At 71.9% G+C, this 20,833-nt stretch carries 14 protein-coding genes; 9 read left to right on the forward strand and 5 right to left on the reverse strand.

What is annotated here, in order from left to right:
- Window positions 1–32: 32 nt before the first annotated feature.
- The 4 genes from ahcY to WME95_RS16610 form a co-directional block, all read right to left on the reverse strand.
- Window positions 33–1,349, reverse strand: coding sequence for an adenosylhomocysteinase (gene ahcY / locus WME95_RS16595; RefSeq protein ID WP_437552819.1), 1,317 nt, complete (start codon window positions 1,347–1,349; stop codon window positions 33–35).
- Window positions 1,339–2,451 carry an ArsR/SmtB family transcription factor gene (locus WME95_RS16600; protein ID WP_437552820.1) on the reverse strand — a complete coding sequence of 371 codons (1,113 nt, stop codon included), beginning with the start codon at window positions 2,449–2,451 and terminating at the stop codon, window positions 1,339–1,341. The genes ahcY and WME95_RS16600 overlap by 11 nt, the downstream gene beginning before the upstream one ends.
- A gap of 270 nt (window positions 2,452–2,721) precedes the next feature.
- Window positions 2,722–4,017, reverse strand: a complete 1,296-nt coding sequence (locus WME95_RS16605) for a M16 family metallopeptidase (protein ID WP_437552821.1) — start codon at window positions 4,015–4,017, stop codon at window positions 2,722–2,724.
- Window positions 4,014–5,816 carry a peptidylprolyl isomerase gene (locus WME95_RS16610; protein ID WP_437909332.1) on the reverse strand — a complete coding sequence of 601 codons (1,803 nt, stop codon included), beginning with the start codon at window positions 5,814–5,816 and terminating at the stop codon, window positions 4,014–4,016. Before WME95_RS16610 ends, WME95_RS16605 begins: the two co-directional genes overlap by 4 nt.
- 129 nt (window positions 5,817–5,945) lie before the next feature.
- Between WME95_RS16610 and WME95_RS16615 the strand changes: the two genes are divergently transcribed.
- From WME95_RS16615 to WME95_RS16630, 4 genes are all read left to right on the forward strand, one after another.
- Window positions 5,946–6,455: a hypothetical protein gene (locus WME95_RS16615; protein WP_437552823.1), complete on the forward strand. Its 510-nt coding sequence runs from the start codon at window positions 5,946–5,948 to the stop codon at window positions 6,453–6,455.
- A 121-nt stretch (window positions 6,456–6,576) separates the two neighbouring features.
- Window positions 6,577–6,960: a PilZ domain-containing protein gene (locus WME95_RS16620; protein ID WP_437909334.1), complete on the forward strand. Its 384-nt coding sequence runs from the start codon at window positions 6,577–6,579 to the stop codon at window positions 6,958–6,960.
- Between the two features lie 127 nt (window positions 6,961–7,087).
- Window positions 7,088–7,513 (forward strand): hypothetical protein, encoded by a 426-nt coding sequence (locus WME95_RS16625; RefSeq protein ID WP_437552825.1) that lies wholly within the window; start codon window positions 7,088–7,090, stop codon window positions 7,511–7,513.
- Between the two features lie 10 nt (window positions 7,514–7,523).
- A complete protein-coding gene (locus WME95_RS16630; protein ID WP_437909336.1) occupies window positions 7,524–9,617 on the forward strand; it encodes an ATP-dependent DNA helicase in 2,094 nt (697 codons plus the stop codon).
- 82 nt (window positions 9,618–9,699) lie between these two features.
- On the opposite strand, the gene WME95_RS16635 is transcribed toward WME95_RS16630, so the two are convergent.
- Window positions 9,700–11,340: a hypothetical protein gene (locus WME95_RS16635; protein WP_437909338.1), complete on the reverse strand. Its 1,641-nt coding sequence runs from the start codon at window positions 11,338–11,340 to the stop codon at window positions 9,700–9,702.
- A 179-nt stretch (window positions 11,341–11,519) separates the two neighbouring features.
- Between WME95_RS16635 and WME95_RS16640 the strand changes: the two genes are divergently transcribed.
- The 5 genes from WME95_RS16640 (at window position 11,520) to WME95_RS16660 (ending at window position 20,829) form a co-directional block, all read left to right on the forward strand.
- Window positions 11,520–12,107, forward strand: a complete 588-nt coding sequence (locus WME95_RS16640) for a gluconate 2-dehydrogenase subunit 3 family protein (protein WP_437909340.1) — start codon at window positions 11,520–11,522, stop codon at window positions 12,105–12,107.
- Entirely contained in the window at window positions 12,104–13,741 is a 1,638-nt protein-coding gene (locus WME95_RS16645; protein ID WP_437909342.1) for a GMC family oxidoreductase, read from the forward strand. Before WME95_RS16640 ends, WME95_RS16645 begins: the two co-directional genes overlap by 4 nt.
- A gap of 298 nt (window positions 13,742–14,039) precedes the next feature.
- Window positions 14,040–15,773 (forward strand): sigma-54-dependent transcriptional regulator, encoded by a 1,734-nt coding sequence (locus WME95_RS16650; protein WP_437909344.1) that lies wholly within the window; start codon window positions 14,040–14,042, stop codon window positions 15,771–15,773.
- Window positions 15,774–16,175: 402 nt separating this feature from the next.
- The gene (locus WME95_RS16655; protein WP_437909346.1) at window positions 16,176–17,519 is read left to right on the forward strand and encodes a zinc-ribbon domain-containing protein; all 1,344 of its coding nucleotides are present in this window, start codon (window positions 16,176–16,178) and stop codon (window positions 17,517–17,519) included.
- Window positions 17,520–17,727: 208 nt separating this feature from the next.
- Window positions 17,728–20,829 (forward strand): hypothetical protein, encoded by a 3,102-nt coding sequence (locus tag WME95_RS16660; protein WP_437909348.1) that lies wholly within the window; start codon window positions 17,728–17,730, stop codon window positions 20,827–20,829.
- Window positions 20,830–20,833 lie beyond the last annotated feature (4 nt).

Genomic DNA, 20,833 nt, shown 5'->3' on the forward strand with positions numbered 1-20,833 from the left:
CCCCAGCGGCGGAGGCGCCGAAAGCCCGCCGCTCAGTAGCGGTAGTTCTCGGCCTTGAAGGGGCCCTCGGCGGGGACGCCCAGGTACTTCGCCTGCTCCGTCGTGAGCTGGGTCAGCTCGACCCCGAGCTTCGGCAGGTGCAGCGCCGCGACCTTCTCGTCGAGCTTCTTCGGCAGCAGGTGCACGCCGATCGTGTGCTTCTCGGTCCACAGGGCGATCTGCGCGAGGACCTGGTTGGAGAACGAGGTCGACATCACGAACGACGGGTGGCCAGTGGCGCACCCGAGGTTCACGAGCCGGCCGCGCGCGAGGACGATCAGCCGCTTGCCGTCCGGGAAGATGAAGTGATCGACCTGCGGCTTGATGCTCTCCTCCTTGATCTCCGGGTTCTTCTCGAGCCACGCGATCTGGATCTCGGAGTCGAAGTGCCCGATGTTGCAGAGGATCGCCTCGTCCTTCATCGCGATCATGTGCTCCGCGCGGACGACGTCCTCGCAGCCGGTCGCCGTGACGAAGATGTCGCCGACCGGGGCGACGGTCTCGAGGCGCTTTACCTCGTAGCCCTCCATCGCCGCCTGCAGCGCGCAGATCGGGTCGATCTCGGTGATGATCACGCGCGCCCCCAGGCCGCGCAGCGACTGCGCGCACCCCTTGCCGACGTCGCCGTAGCCGCACACGACGGCGACCTTGCCGGCGAACATCACGTCGGTGGCCCGCTTGATCCCGTCGCCCAGCGACTCGCGGCAGCCGTAGAGGTTGTCGAACTTGCTCTTGGTCACCGAGTCGTTGACGTTGATCGCGGGCACCTTCAGCTTGCCCGCGCGGTGCATCTCGTAGAGCCGGTGCACGCCGGTCGTCGTCTCCTCGGAGAGCCCGCGGATCGGGTCGGCGCCGGTGAAGAGCTCCGGGTGCTTCTCGTGGGCGACGATCGTGAGATCGCCGCCGTCGTCGAGGATCATGTTGGGCCCCTTGCCGCCCTTGAAGGCGTAGAGCTGCTGCTCGATGCACCAGTCGTACTCCTCGAGGGTCTCGCCCTTCCACGCGAAGACCGGGATGCCGGCCGCCGCGATCGCCGCCGCCGCGTGGTCCTGCGTCGAGTAGATGTTGCAGCTCGTCCAGGTGACCTCCGCGCCGAGGGCCACCAGCGTCTCGATCAGCACCGCGGTCTGGATCGTCATGTGGAGGCAGCCGGCGACGCGCGCGCCCTTGAGCGGCTGCGTCGGGCCGTACTCCGCCCTGAGCGCCATCAGCCCGGGCATCTCCTTCTCGGCGATGCGGATCTCCTTGCGACCCCAGTCCGCGAGCGTGATGTCGGCGACCTTGTAGGAGAGCTTCTTCTCAGCAGTCATGGTGTCCCTTTGCCTTTTCGGTGAATGCGCTTGTGCGCGCGCCGCGCCAGCCGACGAGCAGCTGCCAAACCAGGTGTCGATCCGGGCCTTCGCCCTGCCATGCGGACGGCAGCCGCCGGAGCTCGACGCCGGAGAGCCCGGCCTCCTCGGCGAGGCCTCGGAGGTCGCCCGGCGAGAAGCCGAGCCAGATGTCCGCCTCCTGCTCCCGGAGGGCCTGATCGTGGTGCGCCTCGTAATCGAGCACGCACACCGCGCCCCCGCGGGCGTGAGCGCCGTCGCCGCGGCCGGGCGCGGCCGGCCGCGCGAGCTCGACGAGCGCGCGCATCGCCTTCGCCGGCTGAGGCGCGTGGTGCAGCACGCGCGCCGCGAAGACAACGTCGGCGCCCCCGGAGAGGGCCTCGCCCGCCTCCGGAGGATCGCCGCCGAGCGCGCGCGCCACGGCCCGGATCACCTCGGGCCCGTCGATCTCGCCGCACACCAGCTCGACGTTCTCGAGGCTGCGCCGCCGCAGGCGCTCCCCGGCGAGCTGCAGCTGCGCGCTCGCGCGATCGAGCGCGACGACGCGATCGAAGACGGGCGACAGCACCTCGAGCAGCGCCCCGTCGCCGGTGCCCGCGTCGACCGCCAGCCGCCGGTGGGGCAGGAGCGGCGCGAGGGCCGCGAGGTAGGCGGCGAGCTCGGCCGGCGGCCCCGGGCGCAACGGCCGCCCCCCGCGCGCGAAGAACTCGCGCGTCTCGGCGTCGCGCGCGGCCAGCACCTCCTCGACGCGCGCGAGCGTCCCGTCCGCCGCGCACGCGCGCTGGCCCGCGCGCACCGCGTCGTCGACCACGGGATCGGTCGTCGCGCGCGGATCCAGGCGGAGCAGCGTCCACGTCCCCTGGCGCCTGGCGAGCAGGATCCCCGCCTCACGGAGCGCGGCCGCGTGGCGCGAGATCTTCGGCTGGCCCTCGCGGAGCAGCTCGGCGAGCTCCCCGACGGCGAGCTCCTCCGCCGCGGCCAGGCCGAGGAGCCGCACCCGCACCGGATCCGCCAGCAGCCGGTACAGCTCGCACCGCGCGACCGCCTCCTCCGGCTGGGCCGGCGTCTCTGCGACCGAGACCATGGCTCATGTATATGTGTTGATGCGCATGAATGCAAATAGTTTGAGCAAGGCCCTGAACGCGCTCGGTTCACCGAGAAGGCCCCCGCTGACATGCGTGGGCACCCTCGGGTCGCGCGGCGGAGCAGGCTCCCGTGCAGCGGGCAGCCGTGGCCAGCCATGCGCACGGGGGCGCCCATCGACGGCCGCCTCCTTACCGGGGCTCCTTCTGCTTCCTGCTTCCTCTTCGATCGCCGCTGCCGTGGTGCGCCGCGGCTCCTGGCTCGCGCTGGGTCAACCGAACGAGCGGACGACCTTCTCCAGCTTCGCCTCTTCCGAGGAGCGGAGCAGGCCCACGGCCACCACGGTGAGGCGCTCCGGCCGGAACAGCGCGCGCGCGGCGTCGCGCACGTCGGCGACGCTGACGCGCGCGAGCTCCTCGTGCCGCGCCTCCGGGGTGCGCGTGATGTCGGCGAGCGCGGCGAGCCCATGGAAGCCGGCGGTCGCCTCGGCGTCGTCGAGCATCGCCTCCACCGACCAGAGGTGGCGGTCGCGCGCCTTGGCGAGCTCGTCCTCGCGCGGGCCGACCTCGGCGAGCTCGCGGAGCAGCGCGAAGATCTCCCGGACCACCACGGTCGCGCGGTCGTGCTGGACGCCCGCGGCGATGTCGACGACCCCGTCGTCCTCGTAGGCCTCGAACATCCCCGACACGTCGTAGCAGAGGCCCAGCCGATCGCAGATCCGCTCGTACAGCCGCGTCGACATGCCGTCGTCGAGGACGCGGAGCAGCATCTCCACGGCGGGCTCGCGCGGATCGCGCTCGCTCACGCCCCGGAACGCGATCCGCAGATCGGTCTGGCTCGACTGGTTCTCGATGAAGCGGAACCTCGGCTTCTTCTGCGCGTTGGGCGGCGGCGCGGCGGGCACCTGCTCGCCGCGCGGCATGGCGCCGAAGTGCCGCTCGGCGACCCGCGCGCACGCCTCGGGATCGAGCCGCCCCGCGAGGCAGAGCACCGCGTTCGCCGTCGTGTAGTGCCGGGCGTGGTGGGCGCGCAGCATCGGCTCGTCGAAGCGATCGAGCGCCTCGATGTCGCCCGTGATGGTGAACCCGAGCGGGTGTCGCTCGTACATGAGCGCGCGCGCGTTGTTGTCCGCGTCGATGTCGCGTCCCTCGTCGTCGAGGTCCTCGAGGATCTCCTCGCGCACGATGCCGCGCTCGACCTCGATCGCTGTGAAGCGAGGCGACGTGGCCACCTCGCCCAGCAGGGCGAGCACCGGCTCCAGGTTCGTCGGCGGTACGGAGATGCTCATCACGCCGTGGTCGACGTGGGTCGCCGCGTAGAGCGTCCCTCCGAGGCGCTCGAAGGCGAGCGCCTGCGCGTGCGCGGTCGGCAGCGTCGGCGTCCCCCGGAACACCATGTGCTCCAGGAAGTGGGAGATCCCGTTGTTCTGCTGGCTCTCGAACCGCGAGCCGACGCGCAGGTAGAGCGACGCGACCGCCCGGTGGACGTGCGGTTGCGGGACGAGGACGACCTTGAGGCCGTTCGAGAGGACGACGTCGCGCGCGTCACGCAGCGGGAGCGACGTCATTCCCCCTCGTCTTCGAGCGGCAGCGGCGGCTCGCCGGAGCCGTCCTCGGCTGGCTTGGACTCCTTGAGGAGGTTCTGGTCGTACTTCACCTCGCTGCCGATCGTCGACTTCAGCAGGCGCACGTACCCGATGAGCGCGTCGTTCTGCTTCGCGGCGCGCATGGCCGACGTGTAGAACTCGCGATCCTTGTCCCACTGCTCCTGGCTCGCAGAGGTCTTCTCCTTGAGCTGGATCACCGCATAACCGTTCGCCAGCGCCACGACGTCCTTGGGCAGGTCGCCCGGCTTGTCGAGCTGGAAGGCGATGCGCGCGGCCTCGGTGCTGTCCCTCGCGTCGGCGATGGGCGAGCCGGAGACGTTGAACGGCAGGCTCGTCTCGACGGTGGGCCGGTTCGGGTGCGTCGCGATCGTGTAGGGAGCTCGCGCCTCCCCGGCCTCGCCACCCTCCTTCGCGCCCGCGTCCTTGTTGCCGTCCTGCTTCGCCGCGCCGCCCGCCTTCGCGCCCGGCGCCGCGGCGCCCTCCTTCTCCTTCGCTTTCGCCGGCGTGAGCTGGGCCATGTACGCGGCGAGCGCGTCCTCCAGCGACTTGCCGCCCGCGGCGGCGGCGAGCACCTGCTTCGCGGCCTCGGCCGCGAGCCGCTCCGACTCGTGGGCGATGTAGAGGTCGCGCGCCGTCTCCTGCCGGCCGATCTTCTCGGCCTCGGCGTCCTTCGCGATCTGCTCGAGCTTGATGACGTGGAAGCCATCCTCGGTCTCGATGAGGTCGGACACATCGCCCGCCTTCATCTCGAAGAGCTTGTCCTCGACAGGCTTGCTCAGGCGCCCCTTGGCCACGCATCCGAGCTCGCCGCCGCGCGCCGCGCTCGGATCGTCGCTCGCGCTGCGGGCCACGTCGGCGAAGCTCTCGCCCTTCTTGAGGCGCTGGACCGCGCCCTCGATCCGCGCCTTCGCGGCGGCCTTGCCCGCCTCCGGCCCCTGCTCGGCCTCCTCGGGCTTCACCTCGACCCTGAGGACTCGGGTGACGCGGCACTCGGGCTGATACTGCGCCTTCCGCCCCTCCCAGGCCTTGTCGAGCTCTTCTTTGTTGTTGTCGGCCCAGGCCTGGATCGCCTTCTCCGACGTGTCCACGATGAGATCGCTGTAGAAGCGCCGGTCGAAGCGCACATAGGCGAGCGTCCTCGTGGATTTCTCGCGCGAGAACTGCTCGAACGCCTCATTCTCGCCGACCCGCACCCGCGCCCGGATGAGCTCGCGCATCCGGGCGGCGATGAGCTCCTTCCGCTGGTAATCGCGGAAGTCCGTGGGGCTCATCTTCGTGATGTTCCGGATCTGCTTCTCGTACTGCTTGTTGTCGAATTTCTTCGTTTGCCGGTTGCGGACGTCCAGGTAGCGAGTGAGGTCTTCCCGGAGGCTGAGGGCGTAACCGACCTGGCGGATCTTGTCTGCCGGGAGCGAGACATGCACCCTGCCAGCCACGAGCTCGCTCGTGAGCTCGTCGTCCGAGACGGTGATCCCGAGGCGCTTCGCGTCCTCGTTGAGGAGCCACCGCTCGTAGAGCCCCTCCGCCGTGAGCCGCCGGTAACCCATCGCCCGGAGGCGGTTTTCGTCGGGGCTCCGCATCGCGAGCAGGTTCTTCGACGCGTTGAAGTCGATCGAGGAGATGCAGCTGCCTCGGACCTCGACCGCGCAGGTGTTCCCGGCCGACTGCACGGGCCCCGTGCTCGGGCGGAACTGGACGATGAAGACGACGGCGATCGCGATGATGATGGCGGCGCCGAAGATTTGGCTCAGTCTGTTCACGAAGGGTTCGCTCCCGGGGCGTGCGCCGCTCGCTCTTCGAGCGGCCTCCCGCCTTGGCCTGGCGCGGCATAGCACGGCGTCGACGGCGTGTCTTTACGGCGGTCGGGAGCGGGGCTAGGGGCACATGCCATGGCAAGCTCGAAGTCACACCTCCCCGATTGCGGCCTCTACCTGACGACAAAGCCGCTCCCCGGACACGAGGACAAGGTGCCTGCTGGCACCATCGTCTCCTTCCACAACCACTCGGACAACGGTCTGCCGACGGTGACGACGCCCGACCACAACGTTCACAACCGCTGGCACTTCCACGGCCCTGCCGTCGCGTTCCGGGGCACGACGTGGGCAGACTCCCTGCAGCGCCTCCCCGCCGAAGGGTTCTACACGCTTCGCAAGGAGCTCGCGTTCGACGGCGGCAACTGGCCGAAGGGCACGCTCGTGCAGCTCGGTTACACGCAGGCGGGCATGCCTATCCTGTTCATCGCCCGTGTGCGTTCGCGGCTTCAGGAGAACGACCTCTTCTTCTCCGACAAGGGCGTAGGCATCAAGCGCGAGCAGCTTTCCCTGCTCGAGCCCGTCTCCGTCTTCGAGGAGCCGAGCGACGGCTCCGGCCACCAGCCCGATCACGCCGACGCGCACTGAGGACCGCCGTAGAGGGCGCATCCTCGTGCACCGCGCAGGACGCAGCTCCCGTCCATACTGAATATCGACCGGAGCTCACATTTCTGTCCCCGGGCACGGCGTGTGCTTGTAATTTTCTTTCGTGATTCGACGCAGAACCCTCACACCCCCGTCACTCCAGATTCCGCCTGAGCTCCTGGCCAACCGTCGCAGGAGCCCACGCCGTGAGCTGAGCGAACGGGTACGCCTGGAGACCGGCGAGCGCGCCGTCGCCGGCTGGACGCTGAACGTGAGCGTCGGCGGGCTCAGGGTGGTGATAGAAAATTCACTCGATCCCGGTACCGAGCTAACGGTCTGGCTCGACGGCAGAAGCCCACGTCCGGGTAGGATAATGTGGGTGCAAGACGAGCCCGATGGATCGATCGTTGGGGTGTGCTTCCTGGATGGCCTGGAGGGTCGGGAGGGCATCAACGGTCTGGGGGGCCTGGAAGGAGGCCCCTCGAGGTCGCCGCGATCGAGCTCCTGAGCCCACAGGAGCGCGCCGGCGCGCCAGAGCGCCACACGGGGTAGGCGCTGTCGGCTTGACGAGGCACCCGCAATTTTGCGATGGATGTTCCTGCTGACAGCTGGGGGTAGCCGGAAACCAGCGGAAGATGCCGACACCCGCGGAGATAAAGAAGGCCCTGCTCCAGGCCGGATTCGAGGTCTACCGCACCCGGGGCGACGCCGTGCAGGTCGCGGAGCGGGTGCGGGAGAACCTCCTCATGGACTCGGGGATCGTCGTGGGCGCCGAGCCGCTGCGGGTCGGGTTCGTCGTGCGCGCGCAGCGCAACGACTTCCCGGGTGCGGCGGACGAGCTGCTCTTCGAGCGCGCGCGCGGGATGGCCGAGCCTGCCGTGGCGCGTGGCTACACCGAGGCCGAGGCCGCCCTCCGCCACGTCCGCGACCCCGGCGACGCCGAGCGGACGCTCGATACGTGGTGCGAGGTCCACTTCGAGAAGCGCGTGGCGTCGCTCGAGCTCGCCGTCAGCGAGGTGGGGTTCGCCCTCTCGCTGGAGAAGACCGCCCTGCCGCGCTGAGCGGTACGCGATGCCCTTCGACCGCGCCGCGAGCCTGCTCGGGCCGTCGGGCCCGTTCGCGCGCGGCCTGGACGGGTACGAGGACCGACAGGGGCAGGTGGCGATGGCGAGCGCCGTCGAGCGCGCGCTCGCGGAGGACCGCATCCTCCTCTGCGAGGCGGGCACCGGGACGGGCAAGACGCTCGCCTACCTGGTGCCCGCGATCCTGAGCGGTCGCAAGGTCGTCGTCTCGACCGCGACGAAGGCGCTCGAGGACCAGATCTACACGAAGGACCTGCCGCTCGTGGCCGAGCACCTCCGGCTGGATCCGCGCGCGGCGCTGGTGAAGGGGCTCGGCAACTACCTGTGCCTGCGGCGCTTCAGCGAGCTCCGGACCAGCCCCGGCGCGGGCGCCGGGATCGCGGGGCGCTCGCTGCCGCTGATCGAGGCGTGGGCGCAGGAGACCGAGATGGGCGACGTCGCGGAGCTCGCCCACCTCGCCGAGGGGGATCCGCTCTGGCGAGAGGTCGCGTCGTCCAGCGAGACGCGCCTCGGCGCCTCGTGCGAGCACTTCGAGAGGTGCTTCGTCACGCGGATGAAGCGCGACAGCGAGGCGGCGCGCCTCCTCGTCGTCAACCACCACCTCTTCTTCGCGGATCTCGCGCTGAAGATCGCCGGAGCGCGCCGCGGCTTCGCCGGCGCCGGCGCGCTCCCGCCGTACGACGCGGTCATCTTCGACGAGGCGCACCAGCTCGAGGACATCGCGACGGGCTTCTTCGGCGTCCGCGTCTCTCGCGCGCGGGTCGACTCGATGCTGCGCGACGCGGACCGGGCCTTCATCGCGTCGGGCCTCGCCGATCGCATCCTCGGGCGGGGCGAGGGGACGGCGATCACGGCCGTGGTGCGCGAGTCCGCGGACGCGCTCTTCGATCGGCTCGCCTCGCTGGGCGGCGCCGCCGGCGGCGGGGATCGCGGCGAAGCCCGGAGCCCGCTCGCCAGGGACGCCTGGTCCGGCGAGCTGCTCGACGCGTACCACCGCCTCGACGACCACCTCGAGGCGCTCGCGGCGTACGCGAGCGCGAACGCGATCAGCGAGGCGGTGCAGCTCGTCGGCAACCGCGCCGCGCAGCTGCGGGACGACGCGGCGCGGATCGTCGACCCCGCGACGAACCAGGTCACGTGGGTCGAGGTGCGCGGCCGCGCCGTCTCGTTCGGCGCGTCGCCGGTCGATCTCGGGGACATGCTGCGGGAGCACGTCTTCGAGCGGATCGGCGCCGTGGTGCTGACGAGCGCCACGCTGACGACGGGCGGCTCCGCCGGGGCGGGGTTCCGCTTCCTCCGCTCGCGGATGGGCCTCGACGAGGACGTGTCCGTCCCTGTCGACGAGCTCGAGGTCCCTTCGCCCTTCGACTACCCGACCGCCGCGCTGCTCTACACGCCGCGCGACCTCCCCGAGGCGACCGACGCGGCGTTCGTCGAGCGGGTCGCCGATCGCGCGGCCGAGCTCATCGGCATCACGGGCGGCGGCGCGTTCCTCCTCTGCACGTCGATCCGCGCCATGAACGCGCTCGCCGCGGCCCTCCGCGTCCGGCTCGGGCGCGCCGCGGCGGTGGCCCGCGCGGATGGGAGCGCTCCGGGGCGGCAGGCCCCGCTGCTCGTGCAGGGGGACGCGCCGAAGGGCGCGCTGCTCCGCCGCTTCCGCGCAGAGCGGCACGCGGTGCTCGTCGCGACGATGAGCTTCTGGGAAGGCGTGGACGTCCCCGGCGAGGCCCTGCGCCTCGTGATCATCGAGAAGCTCCCGTTCGCGGTGCCGACCGATCCCGTCGTCGCGGCCCGGTGCACGGCGATCGAGCAGGGCGGCGGCAACCCGTTCATCGCCTACAGCGTGCCTCAGGCCGCGATCACCTTGAAGCAGGGCTTCGGCCGGCTGATCCGCGCGCGCACGGATCGCGGCATCGTCGCGATCCTGGACCGCAGGATCCGCACGCGCGGCTACGGCCGCGTGCTGCTCGACAGCTTGCCCGACGCGCGCCGGACCGACCGCATCGAGGACGTGCGCGCTTTCTGGGCGGCCCACGCGGCCGACGCGGAAGCGGAGCGAGGCGGAGCGCCGGCGCGGACGTGAGGCGCGGCGCGAAGGGGCCGCGAGGCGAAGCGCGAGATGAGGCGCGCGCTCCGGCGACGCGCGGGCTGCGTCGGAGCGCTCGTCAGGGATACGACGTCTTCCCGTAGATGCACCAGGCGCCGCCCTTCCGGAGGGCGATGGCCTGGCGGAGCCTGTAGTCCGCCTTGAACCTGGGGTCGTCGTACGAGGCGCGGGAGGAGGGCACCGTCGGGCTCTTGCAGTCGATCGCGGAGGAGATGAGCAAGAAGTAACGCGGGTTCTTCGCGAAGATCGCGTCGGTGTAGCCGGCCCCGACCTTGTGCGTGTACGCGCCCGGCAGGCGGGAGACCTCGGGGCTGAGCAGCCCGAGCAGGTCCACGACCGGGAAGCCCGTGCGGTAACCGATGTAGCCGATGTCGGCGAGCGCGATGGGGCCAGGCTCCGCGTTCTGGACGAGCCACTCCGCGGAGCGCCCTGCGGCGTCGTCCCAGAAGCCCTTGTCGTTGACGAGGAGGTTCCGCTGGGCCCGCACGAGCTCGCCGGCGCGGGTCGCGATCGTGATCGCGCCGAACGCCGCGATCGCGAGCGACGCCACGCGCTCGCGGCGCGCGGCGATCGCGCGGACCGCGTCGTCGGCGAGCAGGAACGCGAACGGCTCCGCGGGCGCGAGGAACCGGAAGTAAGGCATCCAGTCGCCGCCCACCGCGACGACGTACACGCCGAACAGCAGCGCGATCGACGCGATCGCGAGGCCGCTCCGGCGCCGGTGGACGATGGATGAGGCGACCGAGAGGATCCCGAGCCACAGGAAGGCGCCGGCGTGCTGCGCGTACTTGCGGACGTAGTCGCCCCCTCCCTGGATCTGCTGCGCGAAGTCGCCCGTCTTCGCGGCGAGCGTGTTCGGGAGCCACGCGCCGTAGTAGCTGTGCCGCCACACGAGGTGCGCGGCGACCGGGAGCGCGAACGCGACAAGGCGCAGCACGCTCCGGCGCGAGAGCGCCTGCTCCGAGTGCCAGACGACGAGCAACCCGAGGAACAGCGGCGCCTCCGGGCGGGTGAGCGCGGCGAGCGCGAACACCGCGCCGGACCAGGGGAGCCATGAGACGAGCGCGGGTCGAGCGCCGCTGTCGTCGCTGGCGGCGTCCTCTTCGCGGAAGAAGAGCTCGGTCCCCGCGAGCGTGAGCAGCAGGAACAGCGGCGTCTCCAGTCCGAACACCGCGTAGCCGGAGAAGAGGACGCTCATCGCGAGCAGCCACGTCGCGAGGCAGGGCACGTTCGAGAACGGACGCAGCCGCCGGGAGAGGAGGTAGGTCGGGACGAGCGCACCTGCGGCGCACGCGGCGCCGAGCACCTTCGCCGCCGCCGCCGGCGCCGCGCCGAGCTTCACCGCCGCGGCGAGGAGCACCGTCCAGAGGAAGTTCGTGTAGCCCTCGACGCGCTCGCCCACGTTGTAAACGAGCCCGTTTCCGTTCGCGAGGTTCTCCGCGTACCGGAACGAGATGTACGCGTCGTCGATCGTGAAGCTCGCGACGCGGAGCGCAGCCGCGATCGTGATCACCATCGGCGCGAGCAGCCCGAGCGTGAGCTCCAGCGAGGCGGGGAGGGGAGCGCCAGCGAGCCAGGTTCGAAGATCGCGCGCCGGCGAGCTGTGGCGTTCGGCTCCGGACGGCTCCTCGCCTTCGATGGACTCGTCGTGTCCCACCTCCTCGCTCCTCCCCACTGCGGTCACGGGCTCGTCGCTCATCGGGCGCCGACGATACCGCGATTGTCACAGCCACAACGTCGAGCTGCGTAAATCGGGACAGGATGGTGTGCGAACACCCGGACGCAGTGCGAACGAAATTGCGCACTCTGACTGTAGGGCTACGCTGTCGAGGCAGCCACGGCGACGGCTTCCCGTGCTGACAAGGAAGGAGTCGAGTGATGAGCGAGCTCGTTGCGCACCTGCCCGTGATCGTTCCCGTCGTTGTCCTGGCGGCGCTCGCCCTCGCCGCGGTCTTCCTCGTGCGCAGGGCGTCGGCCCCCGGTGCGCCCTCTTCCGCGCTGTCCGTGAAGGAGCGGGCCATCGTGGCGGCCTGCGCTGACGCCCTGTTCCCGGCCGGGGGCCCGATCCCGGTCTCCGGCACGGAGGCCGGGCTGGTCGAGTACGTGGACCGCTACGTCGCGCGCACACCGCGGCCTCTCCGGCCCTACATGCGGCTGCTGTTCCACTTCGTCGAGCTCTCGCCCTGGGTCTTCGGGCCGCGCCGCGCGCGCTTCACCCGCCTCCCGCAGGCCGATCGCATCGCGGTGCTCGCGTCGATGGCGCAGAGCTGCATCTACCTCCGGCGGGTGACGTTCCTCTCGCTGCGGACGATGCTCTCGATGGGGTATCTCGCGAACGAGAAGGTCGCCGGCGCGATCGGCGTCGCCTGCTGCGCCACGCCCTTCGAGCGCCGCGCCGCCGGCGGAGCGGCGGGTGAGCCCGCCGCCGCGGCGCCCCCGTCGCTCGCGTCGGGGGTGACGGCGTGAAGCTCCCCGCCTTCCCGGAGCCGCCTCGCGCCGTGGCCCGCGAGCGGCGCTCGCTCTCCGAGGCGACGCTCCGATCGCGGGGCGCGGTGGAGCCGCTCGCGCCCGACGAGCCGCGCTCGCAGGTGAAGGTGTTCGCCGACTACGAGGGCGAGGTGCGGGCGTCGTGCGAGGTGCTCGTCGTCGGCTCCGGTCCGGGCGGCGCGGTCGTCGCCAAGGAGCTCGCCGAGGCGGGGCGCGACGTGATCCTCGTCGAGGAGGGGCCGCCGTTCGGGGTGGAGGACTTCCGCCAGGAGCCGGGCGAGTCGCTCTCGCGCACGCTGCGCGAGGGCGGGATGCGCGCCGCCCGCGGGCGCATGCTCATCCCGACCATGCAGGCGATCGCGCTCGGGGGCGGCTCGGTCGTCAACTCGGCCATCTGCGCGCGCTCGCCCGCCTGGGTGTTCGACAAGTGGGCAGAGCGGACCGGCACGTCCTCGCTCACCCTGGACGCGCTGCTGCCCCACTACGATCGCGTCGAGCGCCTGCTCGGCGTCTCGCCCACGCCGATGGAGGTGCAGGGCGAGCGCAACCTGCGCTTCAAGCGCGGCTGCGACGCGCTGGGGCTGTCGAGCGAGCCGACCCACCGCAACGTGCGCGGCTGCCGCGGCTCGGGCGAGTGCTTCACGGGGTGTCGCAACCGCGCAAAGATGTCGACCGACGTCTCGTACGTCCCCGCCGCGATCCGGGCGGGCGCCCGCGTCTTCACCAGCGTGCGCGCCGAGCACCTGCTGCTCGCCGGCAGGCGCGCAACCGGGATGCGCGGGCGCACGATCGAGCCGTTCACCTGGCGCGAGGGGGCGCCCGTCGAGATACGGGCGGAGCTCGTGGTGCTCGCGGCCGGCTGCATGGCGACCCCCCTCATCCTGCTCCGCAGCGGCGCCGCCGGCTCGAGCGGCCATGTGGGCAACGAGCTGCAGCTCCACCCTGGGCTCGCCATCATGGCGGTGTTCCCGGAGCCCATCGATCCATGGGAGGGCGCGACCCAGGGCTATCACTCGCTCCACTTCATCGAGCAAGGGATCAAGCTGGAGGTCCTCTGGTCGCCTCCGGCCGTGCTCGCCGCGCGATTTCCCGGCCTCGGGCACGACTACCAGCGTCATCTCCGGACATACAACCGGATGGCGCCGTTCGACGTCATCATTGCAGCCGAGCAGTCGCGCGGGACGGTGCGTCCGAAGCGCGGCAGCTGGGACCCTGATGTGCGATTCGACTACGCACCGCGCGACGTCGAGAAGATCCAGCGCGGTCTCGGCATCTTGTCCGACATCTGCTGGGCGGCGGGGGCCTCGTCGATACTGCCCGGGCTGCACGGCGTGCCCGACGAGCTGACGTCGCCCAAAGAAGCCGAGATCCTGAAGAGCAAACGGCTCGACGGGCGCGACACGATCACCGCGGCGAATCACGCCTTCGGTACGGCGCGGATGTCGAGGCGCCCGCGGGACGGGGTGGTCGATGAGGAGGGGCGCTGCCACGATCTGGACAATGTGTACGTCGCTGACACGAGCATCTTTCCTGGAAGTCCGGCAGTGAATCCGATGCTTACGTGCATGGCGCTGGCCGATCGCATCGCATGCGGCATCATCGAGCGCTGGTGATGCGCGCGGCGGCGTGTCACCACAGGAGTCAGTGAGCCAGGGGCGCCACATCCGTCGGGCAGGCACGGCATGTCGCGGACGGTATGTGAGGGGGGCTTTGCACCCGAGAAGGAGGCAACTCCCGAGTTGATACGAGGCCCCGCGAGGTACAAGTTTAACGGCACGTTTCAACTCGCACGGGGCCGAGCCGTCCGTCCGCCGAGCTGGGAGGGAAGCTTTGGGACCGAACGCAGTTTCAGCTGCAATTCCGCGCGGACAAGCGCGCTCGCCGCATCGGAGCCACAGCCATCACGGCCGTGTGCTCCTCGTCGAGGACGAGCCCGACCAGGCGGCCATCCTCGAGGCGGTGCTGCGCCATGAAGGGCTCGACGTCGTCGTTGCGTCGAGCGGCGAGCAAGCGCTCGAGATCCACCAGCGGACGCCGGCTGACGTGCTCGTCACGGATCTCAACCTGCCGGGCATGACGGGGGTCGATCTGATGCGCCGGCTCTCGCCCGGCGAGCTCGAGGGGCCCGAGCCGAAGGCGCCGCCGCCCCACGTGGTCATGGTCACCGGCGCGGCGTCGATCACCAGCGCCGTCGACGCGCTCAAGCTGGGAGCGGCCGACTACCTCCAGAAGCCGCTCGATCCGGCGCGCCTCGTGCTGCTCGTGCGCGAGCTCCTCTCGTCGCCGCCGACCGAGTTCGACGACGACGATCCCCTCCATGGGCAGCTCGTGTTCGAGGGGATGATCGGCGGCTCGCCGCGGATGCGGGAGGTCTTCACCCGCATCGATCGCGTCGCCGCGACCATGGCCCCCGTGCTCATCGTCGGCGAGAGCGGCACGGGCAAGGAGCTCGTCGCGCGCGCCATCCACAACCGGAGCCGCCGCCGCGCGGGCCCGTTCGTGCCGGTCCACACGGGCGCGATCCCGCGCGAGCTCATCGGCAGCGAGCTCTTCGGCCACGAGAAGGGCTCGTTCACCGGCGCGTTCGCGGCCGCGGAGGGCAAGTTCGAGGCGGCGGCGGGCGGCACCGTCTTCCTCGACGAGGTGGGCACGATGGACGCGGCCGTGCAGGTCAGCCTCCTCCGCGTGCTCGAGACGTACCGGTTCACGCGCGTCGGCGGCCGCAAGGAGATCGAGGCCGACGTCCGCGTCGTCGCCGCCACGAACAAGGACCTGCTCGACCTCGTCGACGACTGCGTCTTCCGCGAGGACCTCTACTACCGGCTCAACGTGTTCACGGTGACGCTGCCGCCGCTGCGCGAGCGCAGGGAGGACATCCTGCCCATCGCCGAGCGCTTCCTGCTGAAGTTCGCCAAGCGCTACGGCACCCCGGCCCGCCGCCTCTCGGACGCCGCCGTCGAGCGGCTGACCGAGCACGACTGGCCGGGCAACGTCCGCGAGCTGCGCAATGTCATCGAGCAGACGGCGCTCTTCGCCTCGAACGAGCTGGTCTCGGCCAACGACGTCCAGCTCGGCCAGGGCCGGATCGAGCGGCGCTCGGGCCGGCGTTCCTACGACAGCATCCCGTCGGCGAGGGTGGCGGCTCCGGTCGTCCCTGCCGAGCCGGCCGAGCCGCTCTCGGTGCCGATCGTTCATGCCGCCGACCTGGTGGTTCCCTCCGAGCCCGTGCCGTCGCACGTCGGCGCGCAGCCCGTGCCGTCCTCCATCGGCCCAGCCTCGATGCCGCGGAGGCCGGGGGAGGCGGGCGCGCACGAGGCCGAGCCGTCGCGGGACGCCGGCGAAGCGGCCGAGCACCCGCTCGTGCTGCGCCTTCCGGTCGGAACGCGCCTGGCGGACGCGGAGCGCAAGCTCATCCTGCTGACCCTCGAGGCGGTGCGCGGCAACAAACAGCGCGCCGCCCGCGTGCTCGGGATCAGCCGCCGCGGCCTGTACTCGAAGCTGCAGGCGTACGGGGAGCACGTGGGGAGCCACGAGGCCCAGGGGCACAGCGAGAGCGCCGAGCCGCAAGACCCGGTCGACGATGTGCCGGTCGTCACGGACGAGCCCGTCCTGGAAGAGCTCGGTTCCGCGCGCGGCGACGCCTGACGGAGCCTCCTTGCCGCTCTGCGCCGCGAGGCCACACCGCGCCGCGCCGCGAGCTCACACCGCCACACCGCAGGTTCGCAGTGCCGCAGCAATCACGGGTCGCGCGGGCGCGTCGAGTGTGAGGCGCCTCCCCGCGCGGATGGGCCCCTGAGCCGCCCCGCGAGGCGGCTGGTCGCACTCCGGAGCCCGATCTGGGCGCTGCTGCGCCGCACCCCGACAACGGTCTCGTTGGAGGTCCGTCCCTTTGTGCTTTACGAAGGGACGACGACCTCGGCTATCGTAAAGCGGAGCTGCGAGATCAGACGCGCGACTGGCACGTCAGAGAGCGAGCCACCGGCGCGGCATCAAGGTAAACTCTACGCGACGCCTCGCCGGCACTACACCCCAGCGGGCCAGCCCCCAATGAAGATCACCTGCCAGTCCTGTCAGTCGAAATACACCGTCTCGGACGAGAAGGTCCAAGGCAGAACCGTCAAGATCAAGTGCCGCAAATGCGGCGCGACGATCCTCGTGAACAGCTCGGGCGTGACGACCAACGGCGGGGTCGCCGATCCGGTCTCCGGCACGAGCGTTCCGAATGACGGGACGACGTACCTGGTCAACGTGGCGGACGGCGATCAGCGCTCGATGGCGCTGGCCGAGATCGTCACGAGCTACCAGTCGGGGGTGATCAACGCCGAGACGTACGTCTGGGCGGACGGCATGGCCGACTGGCAGCCGCTCGGCCAGATCGACACGATCGTCGCGGCCCTGCATGCAGGCAGCGCTCCTGCCTCCGTGGCCGCGCAGGAAGCGGCGCCGGTGCAGTCGACGTCCGCGCCCAGCGGGGGAGCGGCCCTCGGGCAGACCTCCCCGGGCGTCGAGTCGGTCGCGGCGGCCGCTCCTCGAGCAGCGGCGGTGCGTCGCGATCCGGCGCGTCCGACGCAGGATCTCTTCGGCGCGAGCCCGGGCGTCGAGGCGCACCGGCCCAGCTCCGACGACGTGGCCACGAGCGCTCCGCTCTTCAAGAGCGGCGCCGCGCCTGGCCAGCGCGACGAGAACTCGATGCTGTTCTCGCTGAGCGCCCTCACGGCGAAGGCCGCCGCTCCGGCCCCGGCGCGGGCGGCCGTCAGCGCCTCGGACGACTCCGGCCTCATCGACCTGAAGGCCCTCGCGTCGGGAGCTGGCGTCCGAGCGCCGTCGCCCGTCGCGAGCATCGTCGCCAACGACGGCGGCCTGTTCCAGCTCAGCGCGCCGATCGTCACCACGGCGCGAGCGCCGTCGGTCGCGCCGCCGAACGTCGGCGAGGCCCCTTCCAAGAACCGCGCCCCGTTGATCATCGCCGCGGGCATCGCGATCGCGGGTATCGCGATCGCAGGTGTCTTCTTCCTGATGAAGGGCGGGGGCAGCACGCCGGCCCCCACCGCGGTCGAGACCGCGCCGCCCACGGCCGCCGCGCCGGCGACGACGGCGCCCCTCGACACGGCGCCGGCGCCCGCGCCCACCGCGCCGGCGACGGCGTCGGCGACCGCGACGGCAGAGCCGGTCGCGAGCGCCGCGCCGAGCGCCACGCCGACGGCAGCAGGGGCGCGCCCGAACGCGAGGCCGACGCCGCGACCGAACACCGGCGGCAGCACCGCAGGCAAGCAGTCGCCTGCTGCGGCCGCCCCGGCGCCGGCCGCTCCGGCCCCCGCGAAGCGCGGCGGCTGCGGGTGCGCGGTCGGCGATCTGATGTGCGCGATGCAGTGCTCCGCAAAGGGCAAGTGAACGCGCGTCGGCCGTCGTCCGATCGGTGAGCGGAGATGCTCGTCGCCGGAGCCGCGCGTGCAGCGGCTGCTCCGGCGCTGGGCGTGCGATGCGCGACCGGCGTGGGCCACCGCTGCAGAGACGCGCGACGCGAGCCGCGGCTGAACCTTGACGCGGGCGCCCGCAAGGACGGTGCGGCGCCTGGACCGCCGCGCTAGCATCGTCCGTCATGAGTGAGCCCGACGGGCGGCTGCGCGCGCCGATTCCTCGGCGGATGCCGGGCGCGGCGCGGCGCTCCGCGATGGCGCTGCTCCTTTGCGCGAGCGCGGCAGGGTGCGGTGGACAGGCGGCGATGGCGCCCTCCGGAGGACCGGCGTCGAGCGATCGCAGCGCTTCCGGGCAAGCGTCGCGCCCGGCTACGGGCGGGCGATCCTCGCAGGGGGCGCTCGTGACCATGGTCACTCCATCGCGGCTGCTCCCGGATCTCGTCGGAGAGCGCGGGGTGGTGGCCAGCGAGGCGGGGGCCAAGCGGGTGCTCATCGATCGCATGCGCGTCGTCGCGCACGACGATGGATCGCTGGAGCGCGCCGCCGACCTGTTGCCGTCAGGTCAGATCACCTCGCTCAAGCTGCCGACGCGCCTGGGCGGCGGGTACCTGTTCCACGCCTCGAGCCGCGGCAGCGCGCAGCTCTGGCGGGCCCAGGCGTGGCTCGCCCCGCTCGAGCCGCTCGTGCAGCTGCCGTCGGAGGCGAACGAGATCCTCGCGGGGTTCGATCGCCTCTACGCGCGGCTCTCGCACAGCCACCGGCTCCTCGCGATCGACGCGCAGACGGGCGCGGCGATGCCGCTCGGCCCGCTCCCACCGGCGAGCACGTACGGCCAGATCGCGTTCGCCGACGGATGGCGCGCCCTGGTCGAGGCCGATCTGCGCGGCCTGCTCGTCACGTTCGACGCAGGGGCCACCTGGCGTGAGGTCGAGATCGACGCGCGGCCGACCTCTGTCGCCGTCGTCGGCGGCGATCCTGCCGTCATGACCGCGAGCGGGCTCTACGCGGTCGACGCACGCGGCGGCGTGACGTACCGCACGCTGGAGGCTTCCGACGACGTGCAGGAGCCGCCGGCGCGCGCGCAGGGGCCTCTCGGGAGGCGCCCGCTCCGCGCCGCGGTCGAGGACGGGTGGCCCGACTCGAGCACGACCGCGGTGGTGGCTCGCGGCGGCGCCCTGGCGCGCGTCTCGCTGCGCGACGGGGCGGTCATCGACGTCGCGCCCGACGCCTATCCGGAGCGAGAGGCGGCCTGCCATGCGATCCGCGCGGGGGCGTCGTTCGGGTTCGTGTGCGGCGAGCGCGAGGGGCCGACGACCCTGTACGCTTTCCAGCCGCCGCTCGGCATGCGCCGGCTGATGCGCTTCGACGAGCCCCGCTTCGTGGTCGCGAGCGGCAACGGCGCGCTGGTGATCCGCGGCTCCTGCAGCGAAGACAGCGCGGAGCGTGCCGGGCGTGCGTACTGCGTCGTCGCCGCCGACGGGCGCACCCGCGAGATCCACGTCCGCGCGCCCGCGCGAGACGTCGGCATCGAGCGCGTCGTCGCGCTGTCCGACGGCCGCATCGCCGTCCTCTCGCCGCCTCGCCTGGACGCGTCGGGGCAGCTCACGCTGCTCAAGGGGAGCGACGTCACGACCGTCCCGCTGATCCTCCCGCCCAAGCCGCGCAGCACCGCGCGCGATCTGCAGCACGGCATGTGGATCGAAGGGTTCGAGGAGCGTGAGCCCGGCGTCATCGGCGGCTGGGTAGAGGCAGGCGGTCCGATCGTGGGCGTTCGGATCGACGCGAAGAGCGGGAAGGTGACCGCGGGGGCGCCGCGCCAGGACGGCACGGGCGCGCTCTTGTCTGGGCGGTTCGCGTTCTCCCTCGGAGAAGGCGAGCGCGCCGCCGAGTCGACGGACGGCGGCATGACTTGGCGCTCGCTCGATCTGCCCGAGCGGGACGCCGACACCGCGGCGTCGAGGACGCGCGCGTGCGGCCCCGTCGGCTGCGTCTTCAGGGGCTGGATCCGGGTCGGCTGGGGCAAGACGGCGCTGCCGGACGATCTCGCCGAGGCGAAGCCGCCGCCGGTGCTCCAGACGCCGCTCCGCGCGGGGAGCCCGATCGCGATGCGCTGCGCGGCCCTCGGCTCCTCGACGCCGCCGCTGCCGGACAAGCCTCCCGCCGCGCCTGCCGCGCGCGCCGAGGGAGCGCGCCCGGCCTCGTCGGTCACGCGCTCGGCGTCGACGGAGATACCGACGTCGCCGTGGGCTCCTTTCCGCAACACGCCGCCGCCCAAGCGCGGGGCCGACGAGATAGGCCTCGATAACGGGGCTCCGTACGACATCGTGACGATGCGCGCCTACGCATGGGGCAAGCGAGGCGCAGACTGGGCGCGCGCCGGGCGCTGGCTCCTCCGCTTCGACGATCGCTTCGACCCGGATGGCGGGGTGCGTTCCAGCGGCGTGAGCGCCTCGCCTTGGTCGGATGAGGCGTCGGCCGCCGAGGCGCTCGGGGTGGTGAGTCAGGGGGCGGCGTCCTGGGGCGCGTACCTCGATCCTGGCGGACGGGCCGCGCTGACCCACGTGTGTCGCGGCGCCGGCTGCAGCCTGTTCGCGGCCTCTGAAGGGCTGCCGATCCTTCCGTTGCGCGACAGCGCAGGCCGCGCCGGGAATTTCCTTCGGCCGTTTCCGAACGGCGCCGTGCGGCTCGGCGAGACGTGGTTCTTCGCGACGCCCGGCGGCTCGTATGACGTCGTGGCGCTGTGGCGCGCCGACCTCGGGATCGCGCGGCAGCTGGCGACCTACTATCGCCCTGGCCGCTCGGGCTACGGCGTGGATCCTCCGCGCCTGGTCCGGCGTGCGCTGGGCGGCGGCGTCGGCCTGCTCATCTCGGCGGCTCCGGACCCTGGCGTGCGCGCCGGCTCCTGGCACGTGCTCCCGATCGACCGCGAGACCGGCGCGCTCGGCGAGGCCGTGCCGCTCGGCCGCAAGGACCTCGCGGATACGCGGATCGAGCGCTGCGCTCCGGGTCAGGACGGCTGGCTCCTCGACACGAGCCTGGAGGGCTCGCCGAGCTTCGACGTCGGCGGAAGCTCTCCCTCCGTCGACGGCGCCGAGTTCCGGCTTCGCCTGGATCCAGGCAGCGCGTGCGTCGAGGCGATGGCGGTGAGGCTGCAGGGCGCCTTCGCGAAGGCACCCGAGAAGCAGAGCGACGTTGGCGCCAGCGCGATCCCGCTCGCTGCGACCGAGCGCGCAACGGGCCGGAGGTGGCGGTTGCGCTGCGAGCCGAAGGACGCCGCCAGATGATCCG

The organism is Sorangium sp. So ce327 (assembly GCF_051530205.1).
Classification (GTDB): Bacteria; Myxococcota_A; Polyangia; order Polyangiales; family Polyangiaceae; genus Sorangium; species Sorangium cellulosum_B.